General features: G+C 69.5%; 6 protein-coding genes. 2 read left to right on the top strand and 4 right to left on the bottom strand.

The window, feature by feature from the left end; all coding sequences use genetic code 11:
* Positions 1-164 precede the first annotated feature (164 nt).
* The 3 genes from AB0N05_RS21260 to AB0N05_RS21250 all read right to left on the bottom strand — a co-directional run bounded on the left by AB0N05_RS21260 (position 165) and on the right by AB0N05_RS21250 (position 11,647).
* Positions 165-9,599 (bottom strand): amino acid adenylation domain-containing protein, encoded by a 9,435-nt coding sequence (locus tag AB0N05_RS21260; RefSeq protein WP_364696765.1) that lies wholly within the window; start codon positions 9,597-9,599, stop codon positions 165-167.
* Between the two features lie 264 nt (positions 9,600-9,863).
* On the bottom strand, positions 9,864-10,844 hold the full coding sequence (locus AB0N05_RS21255; protein WP_364696762.1) for a helix-turn-helix transcriptional regulator: 981 nt from the start codon (positions 10,842-10,844) through the stop codon (positions 9,864-9,866).
* Positions 10,845-10,903: 59 nt separating this feature from the next.
* The gene (locus tag AB0N05_RS21250; RefSeq protein WP_364696759.1) at positions 10,904-11,647 is read right to left on the bottom strand and encodes a M23 family metallopeptidase; all 744 of its coding nucleotides are present in this window, start codon (positions 11,645-11,647) and stop codon (positions 10,904-10,906) included.
* Between the two features lie 285 nt (positions 11,648-11,932).
* Between AB0N05_RS21250 and AB0N05_RS21245 the strand changes: the two genes are divergently transcribed.
* Both AB0N05_RS21245 and AB0N05_RS21240 read left to right on the top strand, forming a co-directional pair.
* Positions 11,933-12,976, top strand: a complete 1,044-nt coding sequence (locus AB0N05_RS21245; RefSeq protein WP_364696756.1) for a nitronate monooxygenase — start codon at positions 11,933-11,935, stop codon at positions 12,974-12,976.
* A 57-nt stretch (positions 12,977-13,033) separates the two neighbouring features.
* A complete protein-coding gene (locus AB0N05_RS21240) occupies positions 13,034-13,426 on the top strand; it encodes an SCO5389 family protein (RefSeq protein WP_364696753.1) in 393 nt (130 codons plus the stop codon).
* 41 nt (positions 13,427-13,467) lie between these two features.
* On the opposite strand, the gene AB0N05_RS21235 is transcribed toward AB0N05_RS21240, so the two are convergent.
* Positions 13,468-14,751: a protein kinase gene (locus AB0N05_RS21235; RefSeq protein WP_364696750.1), complete on the bottom strand. Its 1,284-nt coding sequence runs from the start codon at positions 14,749-14,751 to the stop codon at positions 13,468-13,470.
* Between the last annotated feature and the right edge of the window lie 114 nt (positions 14,752-14,865).

Here is a 14,865-nt window from a genome sequence, read left to right as displayed (position 1 = left end):
CCGACCCATCAACTTCGCCTCATCCTTGCCGTCTACCTGTGTGCCGTCTACCTGTGTGCTCCGCCTCGGGCGCACTGCTTCATCGCTCTGTCATATCAACGAATTGTCGTGCGGCGGCCGATACCCTGCGGGCGGCCACTCTAACCGCCGCCCGCCGGTCGTCGCTACACCTGCTCGAGCGGCACGACCGTGGGCAGCCACGGAATGCGCTGTGCCGCCTCGGCGTCCGCTCCACTGTCCACGATGACGGCGGCCAGATCGTCCAGGGGTTCGGTGCCCAGGCCGTCGATCCCGGTGCGGTCGGTGAACAGGTGTGTCACCCATTCGTCGGCCAGCAGCTCGTCCAGCGAACCGTCCGGTTCGACCGCGGTGACCACCACCGATGCCCCGCTCGCACCGGCCGCGAGGATCTCGACCGCGGCGGCGGGCGCGTCCGGGCGGCCGTAGCGCAGCGTGCGGGATTCGAAGGTCAGCTCACTGCGGGCACTGACCGTATTGACCAGCTCCGCGAGTTCGTCGTAGGTCAGCGCCTTGGACTCGTTCACGAAGGCTGGGTCCGCGCCCTGCAGCGCGCGGGTGCGGTTGGCGTAGGTGACCGGACGCGGCGAGGCGGCCGCGATCTCGGTGACCAGCGCCGGATCGGCGAGCACCAGCCAGTCGACGCCGCCCACCGTGGGTTCGGCACCGGCGGTCAGGCCGACCTTGATCACCAGATCGCCGGGCAGGTCGCCCTCGGCGTCGCGCACCGGAACCAGTGCGGCACCGGACTTGAGCACCGCCCAGGTCGCCACGACCGCGTCGATACCGCGATCCAGGCGCAGCGCGACACCGGTGCCCGGACCGCTGCCGCGGCCGATGAGCACCCGCGCCAGCCGCGAGGAGCGGGCGTCGAGTTCCCGATAGGACAACGCGTCCTCGCCCCACACCAGGGCGGGGCCGTCCGGATCGTCCTCCACGGCCGCGGTGAGCAGCTGCGGGAGCGCGGTGCCGCGGGTGATGGCGTCGGCGACCGGTGCGGCCACGGGCTGCGGGCGCTGCGCCGCGACCATGCCGAATTCGATGGCTCCGACGCGTCCGCTGGAATCGGCGGCGACCGCGGCGAGCACCCGCTGCAACCGTTCGCCGAAGGTGCGAATGGTGGCCTCGTCGAAGATGTCCGTGGCATAGGTGATGGCGCCGGCGAGTTCGCCGACGCTGTCCTCCCACTGCCGCGGATCCAGGGTCACCTGGAGATCGAACTTGGCCGAGACCGCGCCGGTGTCGAGTCCGGTGACGGTCAGGCCGGGCAGTGCCAGTTCGGGGCGGTCGGTGTTCTGGAAGGACAGCACCACCTGGAACAGCGGGTCCGGACCATTGGCCCGGTCCGGTGCGACGACTTCCACGACCCGTTCGAACGGGATGTCGGCATTGCCGTAGGCCGCCAGATCGGTTTCGCGGGCCTTGTCGACGAGTTCGTCGAAGCTGGCGGCCGGGTCGATCGCGGTGCGCAGGGCCAAGGTGTTGACGAACATGCCGACCACATCGTCGAGGACGCGTTCACCGCGTCCCGCGATGGGCGTGCCGATGGTGACGTCGCGGCCGCCGGACAGGCGGGCCAGCAGGACCGCCAGGGCGGCGTGCACGACCATGAACAGCGAGGCATTGTGCTCGCGGGCAATGCGCTGCAAGCCCTCGTGCACGTCGGCGGGCACCGTGAAAGTGGTTGCGCCACCCTGCATCGTCCGCACGGCGGGGCGCGGCCGATCCAGGGGCAGTTCCAGATTTCCGGCGGCTCCGTCGAGCTGATCACGCCAGTACGCCAATTGCCCTGCGGCGACGGAGTTCTCGTCGTCGTCGGTGCCGACGACCTCGCGCTGCCAGATCGCGAAGTCGGCGTACTGCACCGCGAGTGGCGCCCAGACCGGTGAATCGCCTTGCGAGCGCGCCACATACGCGGTCATGAGGTCGCGGGCCAGCGGGGGCAGCGACGCACCGTCACCGGCGATGTGGTGCACGACGACGACCAGATAGTGCTCGGTGCCCGCGGGGCCGTCGCTGCACAGTAGCGCGCGCACGGGAACCTGTGCGGTGACGTCGAATCCGCTCGACAGCACCTCGATCATGCGGTGCTGCGCGCTCGCGAGGGGCTCGACGGCCAGGCCGCCGGGCAGCACGTCCGCGACCGTCAGGATGTCCTGGTACGGCAGGCCGCCGGGACCGTCCACCGGGTAGCGGGTGCGCAGCGATTCATGGCGTTCCACGACGTCGGCCACGGCCTGGCGCAGCGCCTCGATATCGAGGGTGCCGGACAGGCGCAGGGCCAGCGGAATGTTGTAGGCGGGCGACTCCGGATCGATCTGGTTGATCACCCACATGCGCTGCTGCGCAAGCGAAAGCGGTACCCGGGCGGGACGTTCGACCGCCACCAGCGGCGGCCGGTTGGCGGCCGTACCGGTCACCACGCGGGCGGCCAGGGCCGCGACCGTGGAGGCCTCGAACAGTTCGCGCACCGCCAGATTCGCGCCGAGCGCTTCATTGATCCGCGCGAGTGCGCGGGTGGCGAGCAGCGAGTTGCCGCCGAGGGCGAAGAAGTCGTCGTCCACGCCGACCTCGGCCGCACCCAGCAGGGCGGCGAATTCGGCGGCGACCACGCGTTCGATCTCGGTGCGCGGGGCGCGGAATTCGGCGGAGCCGCCGAATTCCGGTGCGGGCAGGGCCTTGCGGTCCAGCTTGCCGTTCGGGGTGAGCGGCAGCGTGTCCAGGGACACGATCGCGTCGGGAACCATGTAGGCGGTGAGGAATTCGCCGAGCGCGGCCTTGGCGTCGGCCGGATCGACGGCGGTCTCGCCCTCCGGCACCACGTAGCCGACCAGCTGATCCACGCCATTGTCGGTGCGCACCAGCACGACCGCCTGGCTGATGCCGGGCAGCCGCAGCAGTGCGGATTCGATCTCGCCGAGTTCGATGCGGAAGCCGCGCAGCTGCACCTGCTGATCGCTGCGGCCCGCGTATTCGAGATTGGCCTCGCCGCCGAAACCGGCCCAGCGGCCGACGTCACCCGCGCGGTACATGCGGGTGCCGGGCGCGCCGTAGGGGTTGGCCACGAAACGCGTTGCGGTGAGCCCCGGACGGCCCAGGTAGCCGCGCGAGAGCTGCGCGCCATCGACATAGATCTCACCGGCGACGCCCACGGGGGACGGGTGCAGGCGGGTGTCGAGCACGCGCGCGCCCAGGCCCGGCAGGGCCCGGCCGATAATGCTGCTCGGCTGCTCCGCCAGTTCCTCGTCGAGGGCCAGGAAGGAGACGTGCACCGTGGTCTCGGTGATGCCGTACATATTGACCAGGGTCGGCGCGTCCGCGGGATGCCGTTCGTACCAGCGGCGCAGCTGGCGCAGATCCAGTGCCTCACCGCCGAATACGACATAGCGCAGGGCGTAGTCGCCGGTCTGCCCGGCGGCGGCCCGGTCGGCCTCGGCGAGCTGGTAGAAGGCGGACGGGGTCTGGTTGAGCACCGTGACGCGTTCGCGAATCAGCAACTCGCGGAACTGTTCCGGCGAACGCGAGGTGAGGTGGTCGACCACCACGACCGCACCGCCATTGGCGAGCGCGCACCACAGTTCCCACACCGAGAAGTCGAAGGCGAACGAGTGGAACAGCGTCCACACATCGTTCTCGTCGAATTCGAAGTGCGCCTGGGTGTTCGCGAACAGCTCCACCACATTGCGGTGGGCCACGCCGACGCCCTTGGGGACGCCGGTGGATCCGGACGTGTAGATGACGTAGGCGAGGTGATCGGCGCGCAGCCGAGCGCGGCGATCCACATCGGTGACCGGGGCGTCGGAGAAGCCGCCCAGATCGTCGAGCAGGACCACCGGGGTATCCCCCGACGGCACCGAGGCGCGCTCGTCCGTCGTGGTCAGCACGCAGGCGGGCTGGGAATCGCCGAGCATGAATTCGAGTCGCTGCGCCGGGTAGGCGGTGTCGATGGGCAGGTAGCCCGCACCGGAGATGAGCACCGCGAGCAGCGCCACCGGCAGTTCCTCGGTACGCGGAACGGCAACGGCCACCAGCGATTCCGGTCCCGCACCGTAGGCGATGAGGGCCCGCGCGACCGTATTCGCGCGGCGCACCAGTTCACCGAAGGTGAGCGTGGTGTCGCCGAAGCGGACGGCCGTGGCGTCGGGCTGCCGCGCGGCCACGGCGGTAATCAGGTCGACCAGGGTCACGTCCGGCACCGGTGCACCCGGCGTATTCCATTCGTGCAGCACCAGATCGCGCTCACCGGGCGCGTAGATGTCGATATCGCCGACCACGGCGGTGGCGTCGACGGCCACGGCGGTGAGTATGCGGCCGAGGCGGTCCGCGAAGTCGAGCACGGTCGCCTCGTCGAACAGATCGGTGGCGTAGGTGCAGGTGAGCACCACGCCCTCCGCGTCGGCGCTGAGGTCGAGTCGCAGATCGGCCGAGGCGATCGGATCGCCCTGTGCCGCACCCTGTCCGGCGGTGAGCAGCACCTGGAACGGCGGATGCCCCGCCGTCGTGCGCACCATGTCGAGGACATCGGCGAGCCGCTCGGAGCCGCCGCCGGTACGACCGGCCGCCTCGGCGTCGGCGCGCTGCACCACGTCGAGGAGGTCGGTGAAGGCGATGCCCGGGTCGATCTCGGTGCCCAGCACGACCGCACCGGCGGTCGAACCGGGCTGCGCCGCACCGAATTCCGGTGCGATGACGCCCATGGAAATGTCACGGGCCCCGCCCGAGAGGCGAGCCAGCAGCACCGCGAAGGCGGCGTGCACGACCGTGAACAGCGACGAACCGCGCTGGCGCGCCAGCTCGTCCAGCGCCGCGTGCAGGTGGGCGGGCAGGTCGAAGCTCAGTTCGCCGCCACGACGCGACGGCGTGGCCGGACGCGGGCGGTCGGCGGGCAGTTCCAGCCCGGCCGGTTGCACGCCCGCGCGCCACCAGTTCGACTGCGCCGCAATCGCTTCCTGCGGGGCGTCGACACTGTTGTCACGTTCGCCTCCGGCGAAGCGACCGATGAGAACACGCAGCAAATCGGCCAGGGCCCGAGCTGCCGGATCACCCACGGTGTCGAGGCGGTGCCAGACCTTGAAGCGCAGGCACGCACCGGATTCCACGACCACGGTGACCGGGTAGTGGGTGAAGGTCACCGACTGCACGCCCGCAATCTCGAGGCCGTCGATGGAGCCGCCCGCGGCCTTGAGGCCGTCGGCGTCCACCGGGTAGGACTCGTAGGCGACGAGCGAGTCGAAGGCCGCGCCCGTTCCTGCGGCACTCTGGATTTCGGCCAGGCCGAGGTAGTGGTGTTCGAGCAGGCCCGCCTGCTCGGACTGCACCTTGGTGAGCAGATCGCGCACGGTCGATGCCGCGTCGAAGCGCACCCGCACCGGGATGGTGTTGACGAACAGGCCGATCATGTCGTCCACGCCGTCCAACTGCGGCGGGCGGCCGGAGACCACGGCACCGAAGACGACATCCTCGCGATCGGTGAGGGTGGCCAGCAGCAGCGCCCACGCGGTCTGCACGACCGTATTGACGGTGACCTCGGCGTCGGCCGCGAAGGCCGTGACGGCCGCGGTCTCGGCCTCGGAGAACTCGAATTCGATTTCGCCGTAACCGATTTCCGGCTGTTCGGGCTTCTCCAGCACGGTGGAGATGACGGTGGGCTGGGCACCGGCGAGGGTGTTCACCCACTTGTCCAGGGTCGCCTCGCGGTCCTGGCGGGACAGCCACGTCAGGTAGTCGCGGTACGGCCGCACCGGCGGCAGCAGCGACGAATCACCGTGCGTCGCATACAGGATCAGCAGATCCTTCATGAGCAGCGGCAGCGACCAGCCGTCGAAGAGCAGGTGGTGGGTGGTCAGCACGAAGTGGGTGCGGCCGGTGACCGTGCGGTACACGGTGAACCGGATGAGCGGTGCCACGGCCGGATCGAACCGGGTGCGCTGATCCTCGGCCTGCAGGGCCGGAATGTCCTCGTCCGCAACGCCTTCGACGAGCTGCCACGGCGCTTCGAGGGAATCCACCACGACCTGCACGGGGGTGCCGTCGGCGGCGGTCACGAAGGCGGCGCGCAGTCCGGCGTGCCGATCCAGGATGGCTTGCGAAGCACGCTTCAGCCGATCCAGATCGACCTGACCGGCCAGTTCGAGCGCGAACTGGGTAACGTAATCATCGGCCGCGCCCTGGGTGAGCTGGGCGTGGAAGAGCAGGCCCGCGCCCAGCGGCGAGAGCGGCAGCACATCCGAGAGTCCCGGATAGGCGATGCGCCAGGCATCGAGTTCCGGCTGTGCGACTCGAACCAGCGGCACATCGGACGGGGTCAGGCCACCGGCGGCCGGATCCTGCACGTGGCGGGCCACGGCGGTGAGTGCCTTGACCCAGTCCTCGGCGAGCTCACGCACGGCGGCTTCGTCGAGAATCCTTGCGGCGTACTGCACGGACACCGACATGCGCGGTCCGTCCGGGCCGTCGGTGACGATGGCATTGAGATCCACGGTCATGCCCGCGGGCATGCTCGGATCCTGCTCGACCGACAGTTCGCCGAGGGCGTCGGTCGGCAGCCAGGCGGCGTCGGCCAGACCCTCGGGCACCTCGTCGGCGGAGACGCGGCCCAGGTAGTTGAAGCCGATCTGGGCGAGGCGGCCGTCGAGCAGCGCGGCGGTCTCCGGGTTCAGGTAGCGCAGCAGACCGAAACCGATGCCCTTGTCCGGCACGGTGATCAGCTGTTCCTTGACCGCCCGCATGGCGGCGGCGGTGTAGGAGCCACCCTCGAGGGCGGCGGTCGCATCGATGCCCGACAGGTCGAGCGCGACCGGGTAGACGCTGGTGAACCAGCCGACGGTGCGGGTGATATCCGCGCCGGGGACGGCGCTCTCCTCGCGGCCGTGGCCTTCCAGACGCACGCGGGTGACGGGCGCGTCCACGCCGCGGCGCGCACGCCACGACTGCACGGCGAGGGCCAGTGCGGCCAGCAGGCCGTCATTGACGCCGCCGCGGTAGAGCGCCGGGACCTCGGTCAGCAGGGCTTCGGTGACATCGGTCGGCACCTGCACGGTGAAGCGCTGCACCGTCGCGAAAGTGTCCACGGCGGAATCGAGTTCGCGCGTGCCCAGCAGCGGATCGGAGGTGGCCAGCACCCGCTGCCAGTACTCGACCTCGCTCGAACGGTCTTCGCCGGTGGCGGCCTCGACCAGTCCGTGCGCCCAGCGCCGGAAGGACGTGCCGACGGCGGGCAGGGTGGGTCGCTGCCCGGCCGCGCGCTGCACCCACGAGGCGACCAGATCGGAGATCAGGATGCGCCAGGAGACACCGTCGATGACGAAGTGGTGCGCCGCGACGAGCAATACGTCGGCGGCATCGGGGCGGCGCAGCCAGGTGACCGCGAACATGCGGCCCTCGGCCGGGCTCAGCGCACCGAGCGTGGAATCCATTGCGGCGCTGCCGATGCGGGCGAGGTCCTCATCTTGCGCACCGGCCGGAACCTCGACCTCGGCGATCAGCGAATCCGCCTGCACCGCACCCGATTCGGGCACCTCGAGGCCGAAGCGACCGTCCGCGTGCACCAGTCGCGCCCGCAGGATGTCGTGGTGGCCGAGCACGTCGTTCAGGGTCTCGGCAATGCCCGCGCGGTCGATGCCGTCCGGCAGCGAGAGCACCATGCTCTGCGAGAAGCGTTCGAAGACACCGTCTTCGAGGTAATCGGCCAGCACCGGAGTCAGCGGGATATCGCCGACGCCGCCGCCGGGCAGCTCGTCCAGGGTGACCGGGGCATTGCCCGCGCCCACAATGGCGACCTTGGCCAGTCCGGCCACGGTGCGCTGTTCGAACACGTCCTGCGGGCTGAAGACGATGCCCGCCGCGCGGGCCCGCGAGACCAGCTGGATGGACATGATCGAATCGCCGCCGACGGCGAAGAACGAATCGTCCGCACCGACCTCGTCCAGGCGCAGCAGCTGCCCGAACAGTTCGGCGATCTTCTCCTCGACCGGACCGGAGGCCGGGCGGGAGGCGGTGGTCTCGAAGACCGTTTCCGGCAGGGCTTCCCGGTCCAGCTTGCCGTTCGGGGTCAGCGGCAGCGTGTCCAGCACCACGATGGCCGAGGGCACCATATGCGCGGGCAGGCTGCGGCCGAGGTGCTCGCGCAGCACGGCCGGGTCGGCGGTGTGACCGGGCTTGGCCAGCACATAGGCGACCAGCGCGGTCGCGCCCGAGGGCAGCGTCTTGCCCATGGTGACCGCGTAGTCGATGTCCTCGTGCGAGGTGAGCGCATTGTCGATCTCGCCGAGTTCGATGCGCAGGCCGCGGATCTTGACCTGGAAGTCGGAGCGGCCCAGGTATTCGATGACGCCGTCCTCGCGGCGGCGCACCAGGTCACCGGTGCGGTACAGCCGCGCGCCCGGATTGCCGGTGTCCGCGCCGAAGGGGCTGGCCACGAAGCGTTCCGAGGACAGGCCCGGGCGGGCCAGATAGCCCTGCGCCAGGGCCGGGCCGGACAGGTACAGCTCGCCGATCACTCCGGCGGGCACCGGCCGCAGCCGGGTGTCCAGCACGAACGCGCCGACGCCCGCGATGGCCGGGCCGATGGTGATGGTTTCGCCGGGCACCATGGCCGCGGTGCTGGTGGCCAGAATGGTGGCCTCGGTGGGGCCGTAGCCGTTGTAGAAGTCGCGGCCCTGCACCGCCCAGCGGGCGACCAGTTCGGGACCGAACTTGTCACCGGCCACCACCACGACCTTCAGCTCGTCGAGCCCGGCCGGATCCACCGACTCCAGTGCGGCGGGGGTGATGAGCATGTGCGAGACGCGTTCGCGGCGCAGCAGTTCGGCGAGATCGTCGCCACCGAACACCTTGGGCGGCGAGACCACCAGAGTCGCGCCCGTGGAGAAGGTGAGCAACAGTTCCAGCACCGAGACGTCGAAGTTCGGCGAGCAGACGTGCAGCACCCGCGAATCGCCGGTCACCGCATAGTGTTCGCGCTCGGCCGCGACCAGGCCCGCGAGGCCGGTGTGGGTGACCACGACGCCCTTGGGCAGGCCGGTGGAACCTGATGTGTAGATGATGTAGGCCGGATGCTGCTCGGTGAGCGGGCGCACCCGGTCGGCGTAGGAGATGGGGTGCGCGGGCCGGGCGTCCACGCCCGCCGCGAACGCCGCGTCATCCAGCTGGACCCACTCGACCGTGCTGCCGAGGGCCTCGCGATGCGCGGCGACGGTCAGGCCGAGGACGGCCCCGGAATCCGAGAGCAGGTATTCGATGCGCTCGGGCGGATAGGCCGGATCGACGGGCACATAGGCCGCGCCGGTCTTGGCGATCGCCCAGACGGACAATACGGACTCGATCGACCGCGAAATGCCGATGGCGACCACATCGCCCGGGCCGACGCCGCGCTCGATGAGTTCGCGCGCCAGCTTCGAGGAGGATTCGTCGAGCTCCTGGTACGTGAGCTCGCGGGCATCTGCGGGAGCGCCGGTCGGATTGAACCGGATCGCGATCGCATCGGCCTCGGATTCGACCGCCGCCGTCAGCAACTGGGCGAACAGCGGGCTGCCCGACCGGCGCCGGCGGCTACCACGTGCGGAACGGCGGGCAGTATCCATTCGAGCTTGTCACCTCTCGCATTCATCAGGTCCGCAGGACCGAAGCGAATTCGGTTCCCTACCCAATGGTCTCGATCTCTGTCTGGGAGGGTTTGCGGTCCGAGCAATCCTATATGGGGGAAGCGCACCGGCGGAGACCACCCGAGCTCCCTTCACCCATCGCTACGGGGGTATCCGCGTGCTACAGACTTCCTCCGCGACGGTGACATACACCACTTTTCCGAGCCCACCGCCCGGCACGCGCACCGGCGGCGGGCGTGGGCCTCAGAGCCAGCCGCGGCGCGTGGCCTGCACTCCGGCCTGGAATCGGGTGCTCGCACCGAGCCGCTCCAGCAGACTGGCCGTGCGGCGCACCACGGTTCGCCGGGACAGTCCCAACCGGCGGGCAATGGTGTCATCGGTGGCGCCCATGCTCATGAGCGTGAGGATCGCCTTGTCCCGGTCGTCGAGGGCCTCGGCCGGGTTCACCGAGATCGGCGTGGCCATCGACCACAGCGAATCGAACGTCTTGACCAGCAGATCCAGCGTCGGCGAGGGGCCCACCCGGACGCCCATCGGATCGCCGCGGCGCTCATCGGTGTGCAGCACCAGGACCGCGCGGCGGTCGTCGGCGACGATCAGCTTCATGGGCGGATCGGGCAGCGTACGAGCCTGCGCGCCCGCGGCATTGGTGGCCAGCACATGCCGCAGCCGTTCCGCGTCCTGGTAGATGGTCTCCTGGTACAGGGTGCGGTAGTCGATGCCCGAGGTGATGCGCGCGGACTTGAGCTCGAACATGCGCTCCTCGGTCTCCACATCGGAGAGGAACGGGCCGCGCTCCACCACCTTCACGCAGGTGTGCGCGGTGTGCTGGAGATCCTCGAAATCGGCCAGCAGCTGGCGGCGTTCGTAGACGGCCACCACCGCGCCGTCGGCATCGGTGGTGCGGCGCACGGAACGGAAGGTCTCACCCAGGCGTGCGGCGGCCGACTGCATGCGCAGCATGTCGTGATTGCGGCGGCGAGTCTCGGCCTCGGACAAGGCTTCCGGGGCGTGCGCATCCCAGCGCACGGTGCCATTGCTTTCGGTGAGCCGCACGGCGGCGTCGAGCTGGCACAGGGTTTCCAGCGCGGCCTCGGTCACCCGGGGCGGCGCGTTCAGGCGCTCGGCTACTTCGAGCGCGGTCGACCGCGGATGCTGAATCAGGACCGCGTACGCGCGGCCGTGCAGCGAAGCGGGGTCGAACAGATCATCGAGCGTCGTCACCGCACCCACCGGCATTCGCCGGTCCGGGAATCGCCCGTTCGCTGGTGCCGGTGAACGCTCTACTGGTCCGGTCCCCACTGCTGCTGCATGATGACGCCCTTGCTGGCCAGCCATGGCAGCGGATCCATCTTGCTTCCTGCGGCATCCCAGATCTCCAAATGCAGGTGGGGACCGGTGGAGTTGCCGCGATTTCCGACAGTGGCGATCACGTCGCCGGCGTTCACATGCTGCCCGGCCTGCACGTACATATCGTTCACGTGACCGTAGACAGCGGTGGTGCCATCGTCCTGGAGGACGCGCACCCAGAGCCCGAAGCCCGAAGCCGGACCGGCCTCCACCACGGTGCCGCCCATGACGGAGTGGATGGGGGTACCGATGGCGTCGGCGAAGTCGATGCCGTAGTGCATGGCGCCCCAGCGCATTCCGAAACCGGAGCTGATCACCGAGTCCGCGACCGGGCGCACGGCGGCGGCCGGGGCGAACTGCTGCTGGAGATCCTTGAGGGTCTGCTCGGCCTGGGCCAGCGGACCGGAGACCTCGGGCGGCAGGTTCTGCAGACCGAAGGGGGCGGGCGCGGCGGCGACCTGCTGGGCGGCGGCCGGGGCGGCCTCCGGAGCGGGGGCGGCGACGTCGGTGGCCTGCTTCATGGTCTGCGAGGCATCGGCGAGGGCGAGATCCGAACCGATCGACTTCTCATCGTGGTTCGGGAGCAAGGGGGCCGCGTGGGCGAGCGCGGGAACCAGCTGCGACGCGGTGCCGATGAGGGCACCCGCGGCGACCGCGGCTCCGGCGGCGACCTTCACGCGATCAACGGCGGTGGATTCGGCCCGGTGCCGCCGGCGAGCGGCGGTGCCAGCACGGCCGGCACCAGAATCACCAAGCAAGTCCATAACTGATACGGAGTCTGCGGTCTCTCTGTGGTGCGGCAAAGCTCGTCCTAGCGTTCGGTGGTTCCGGTAACGATTCGGCATCGCTGTGACGGAAACTGTACTCGCCTGTGACCATTCCGCAACCTTCCTTGGGAAAACACCAGGTCGCGGGGTCTAACCCTTGAGCACGGGGTGCAAGGACAAGAGCACACTGGGGACATGGTTCTGGATGAGTTGGGTACCCCCATCGTTCTTGCCCCCATGGCCGGTGGGCCATCGACCCCGGAGCTGGCCGCCGCCGTCTCCGACGCGGGCGGGCTGGGATTCGTGGCCGCCGGATATCTCTCGGCCACCGACCTCGCCGATCGCATCGAGCGCACCCGCGCGCTCACCGCCGCACCGTTCGGCGTGAACCTCTTCTGCCCGTCCGCGCCGAGCCCCGCCGCGTCGTTCAGCGGTTATGTGGAGGAGCTGGCGCGCGAATTCCCGGTCGGCGAACCACGATTCGACGCCGACGACTGGGACGCGAAGCTGGAACTGCTGGCGAGTGCGCCGGTTGCCGTGGTGTCGTGCACTTTCGGGTGCCCCACCGCCGCCGAGATCGAGCGGCTGCATGCCGTGGGCTCGGAGGTGTGGGTGACCGTCACGTCGGTGGCGGAGGCGCGGTACGCGGCCGAAGCCGGTGCGGACGCACTCATCGCGCAAGGCGCCGAGGCGGGCGGGCATCGCGGCAATTTCGCCGACCGTCCCGAGGACGATGTCACCGATCCGCTGGGCCTGCTGACGCTGGTGCAGTTGCTCACCGCCGCCGTGGATCTGCCGGTGGTGGCGGCGGGCGGCATCGCCACGGGTGCGGGTGTGGCCGCCGCGCTGGTCGCGGGTGCGGCTGCGGCACAGGTGGGTACGGCCTTCCTGCGCTGCCCCGAGGCCGGGACCGCACCGCTGCTGCGCGATGCCATCACCCTGGATACGCCGACCATGCTGACCCGCGCCTTCACCGGACGCCGGGCGCGCGGGCTGCGCAATCGATTCATGCTCGAGCATCCGGACGCACCCGCCGCCTACCCGGAAATTCATTACGCCACGGGCCCTTTGCGGGCGGCCGCGCGGGCCGAGGGCAATGCCGACGCGGTGAATCTCTGGGCAGGTCAGGCGCATTCGCTCGCGGGCGAGCTACCGGCGGGCGAGCTGGTGCGGCAACTGTCGGAATCGGCGAAAACCGCTCTGAAGAGGGCGCTTTCGATCCGAATCCAGGGTTGTTGACAACCTTTTTCGTTTAGACTCGGCTGACACCATCCGCCATCCCATGAGGAGAGCGATATGTCACTCGACGTACCCACCGCACTGCTCGAACGTGCCGAACGCGGTGAAGTCAGCGACGAGGAATTCGTCGAATGCGTCCGTAACTCGCTGCCCTACGCCTATGAGGTAGTGGAGCGGGTGGCCGCCGACTTGCGCTCCGGCACCGAAGAATACGCGGACAACACCATTGCCCCGCCGGACGAGACGGCCCGCGGCCAACTGCTGCGCGCCATGGCCTCCGACTCCATTCGCGGTGGCCTGGAACGCCATTTCGGCATCAAGATCGCATTCCAGAACTGCCATCGCGTCGCGGCCTTCCCGCTCTCCTCGGTCGGCGGCGACACCTACAGCACCTTCATCTCCACCCGCGCTCAGCTGCTGAACCAGAGCCCCGAGCTACGCAACTGCTGAGACCGGCCTGAACGGCGCGACCGGGATCCGGTCGCGCCGTTCTACTTCCGGGCGGCCCGGAACTTCTTGACCTCGCGCAAGGCCAGATAGCCGAAGCCCGGGAAAGGAGCGGCGAAGAACACATACGCGACGATCGTGGTGCCCACGCCCCCGAAGCCCTTGGTGAACGTCACGCCGAGGACGCCGATCGTCATGATCCCGAAGAACACGATCAAGAGCGCCAGGACTACCCACCACAGCACTCGCCAGGCCCGGATTCGAGGTTGATCCGGCTGCCGGAGATAGGTGTTGACACCCGGCCGCATCGGCCCGCTCGTGTGTGCGGCCGCCATGGGGAACGGCGTGAACGGTGCGGGATGAGGTGTCGCACGCGGCGGCGTCATCGGAACGCGCGGCTGTGAGGCCTGCCCGGTGCCATAGGCCGGGAATGGCGCTCCCCCATCCCATCTCGCCGTCGGCGGTGCGGGCTGGGCGGTCGCCGAGGACGGATAAGCCAGCGGCGCACCTCCCGTGCGCAATGCCGCCCGAGCGGCCGTGGCCAGATCGCCCGCAGTGCGGTAGCGCCGCTCCGGATCCTTCGCCATGCCTCGCACGATCACCTCGTCCAAGGCGACGGGCACCAATCGACTGTGGTCACTCGCGCGCGGCGGCGGCGCCGTCAGATGCGCCGCCATCAGTTGCGCGGAATTGGTATGGGCGAACGGCCTTTTGCCCGTGAGGCATTCGAAGAGCAGGCAGGCCAAGGAATAGACATCGGAGCGCCGGTCGTCCTCCACTCCGGCGAAACGCTCCGGTGCCATGTACGCGGAGGTGCCGACCGCCACCCCGGTAGCGGTCAGCGTGGCCTGGCCCATACCGCGGGCAATACCGAAGTCGATCAGATACGCGTACCCACTGGGCAGCGTCAATACATTGGAAGGCTTCACATCTCGGTGGATGAGCCCGGCTTGATGCGCGATATCGAGCGCGTCGGCGATCTGCGCGACCAGATCGACCGCCCGCGCGGGCGTCAACGCACCCGTTTCGTCCAGGATCTTGTCGAGATCCGCACCGTCCACCAACTCCATATCGATGAACAACCGGCCGTCCAGCTCACCGAACGAATGAATCGGCACCACATGCGGCCCCCTCAGCCGCGCGGCAAGCCTGGCCTCCCGCTCGAACCGCCGCCGATATCCTTCATCGGCCGCCAACTCCGGAGGCAGCAGCTTGAGCGCGATCTCCCGCCCCAAATGCGTGTCCTCGGCCAGCCAGACCTGCCCCATCCCGCCCCGGCCGAGCAGCTTGATGAGTCGGTAGTGCCCGAGTTCGCCGTCCCCCGGCACGTGCCCTCCCCTGTACAACCGCGTATGCGAGGAGCTCAGCATACGGCGGCAACCCGACGCCGGACAGCCTGCGGAACGCGGCCACCCGCGAGAGTTTACGAAGAATTCGCTGCG

The organism is Nocardia sp. NPDC051030 (assembly GCF_040683015.1).
Classification (GTDB): Bacteria; Actinomycetota; Actinomycetes; order Mycobacteriales; family Mycobacteriaceae; genus Nocardia.
This window is presented reverse-complemented; position numbering and strand designations above follow the sequence as displayed.

What these genes read in the sequence shown, in the direction of transcription:
- AB0N05_RS21260 (WP_364696765.1), bottom strand. Translation starts at nt 9,599, where the DNA reads ATGGATACTGCCCGCCGTTCCGCACGTGGTAGCCGCCGGCGCCGGTCG.
- AB0N05_RS21245 (WP_364696756.1), top strand. Translation starts at nt 11,933, where the DNA reads ATGGTTCTGGATGAGTTGGGTACCCCCATCGTTCTTGCCCCCATGGCC.
- AB0N05_RS21240 (WP_364696753.1), top strand. Translation starts at nt 13,034, where the DNA reads ATGTCACTCGACGTACCCACCGCACTGCTCGAACGTGCCGAACGCGGT.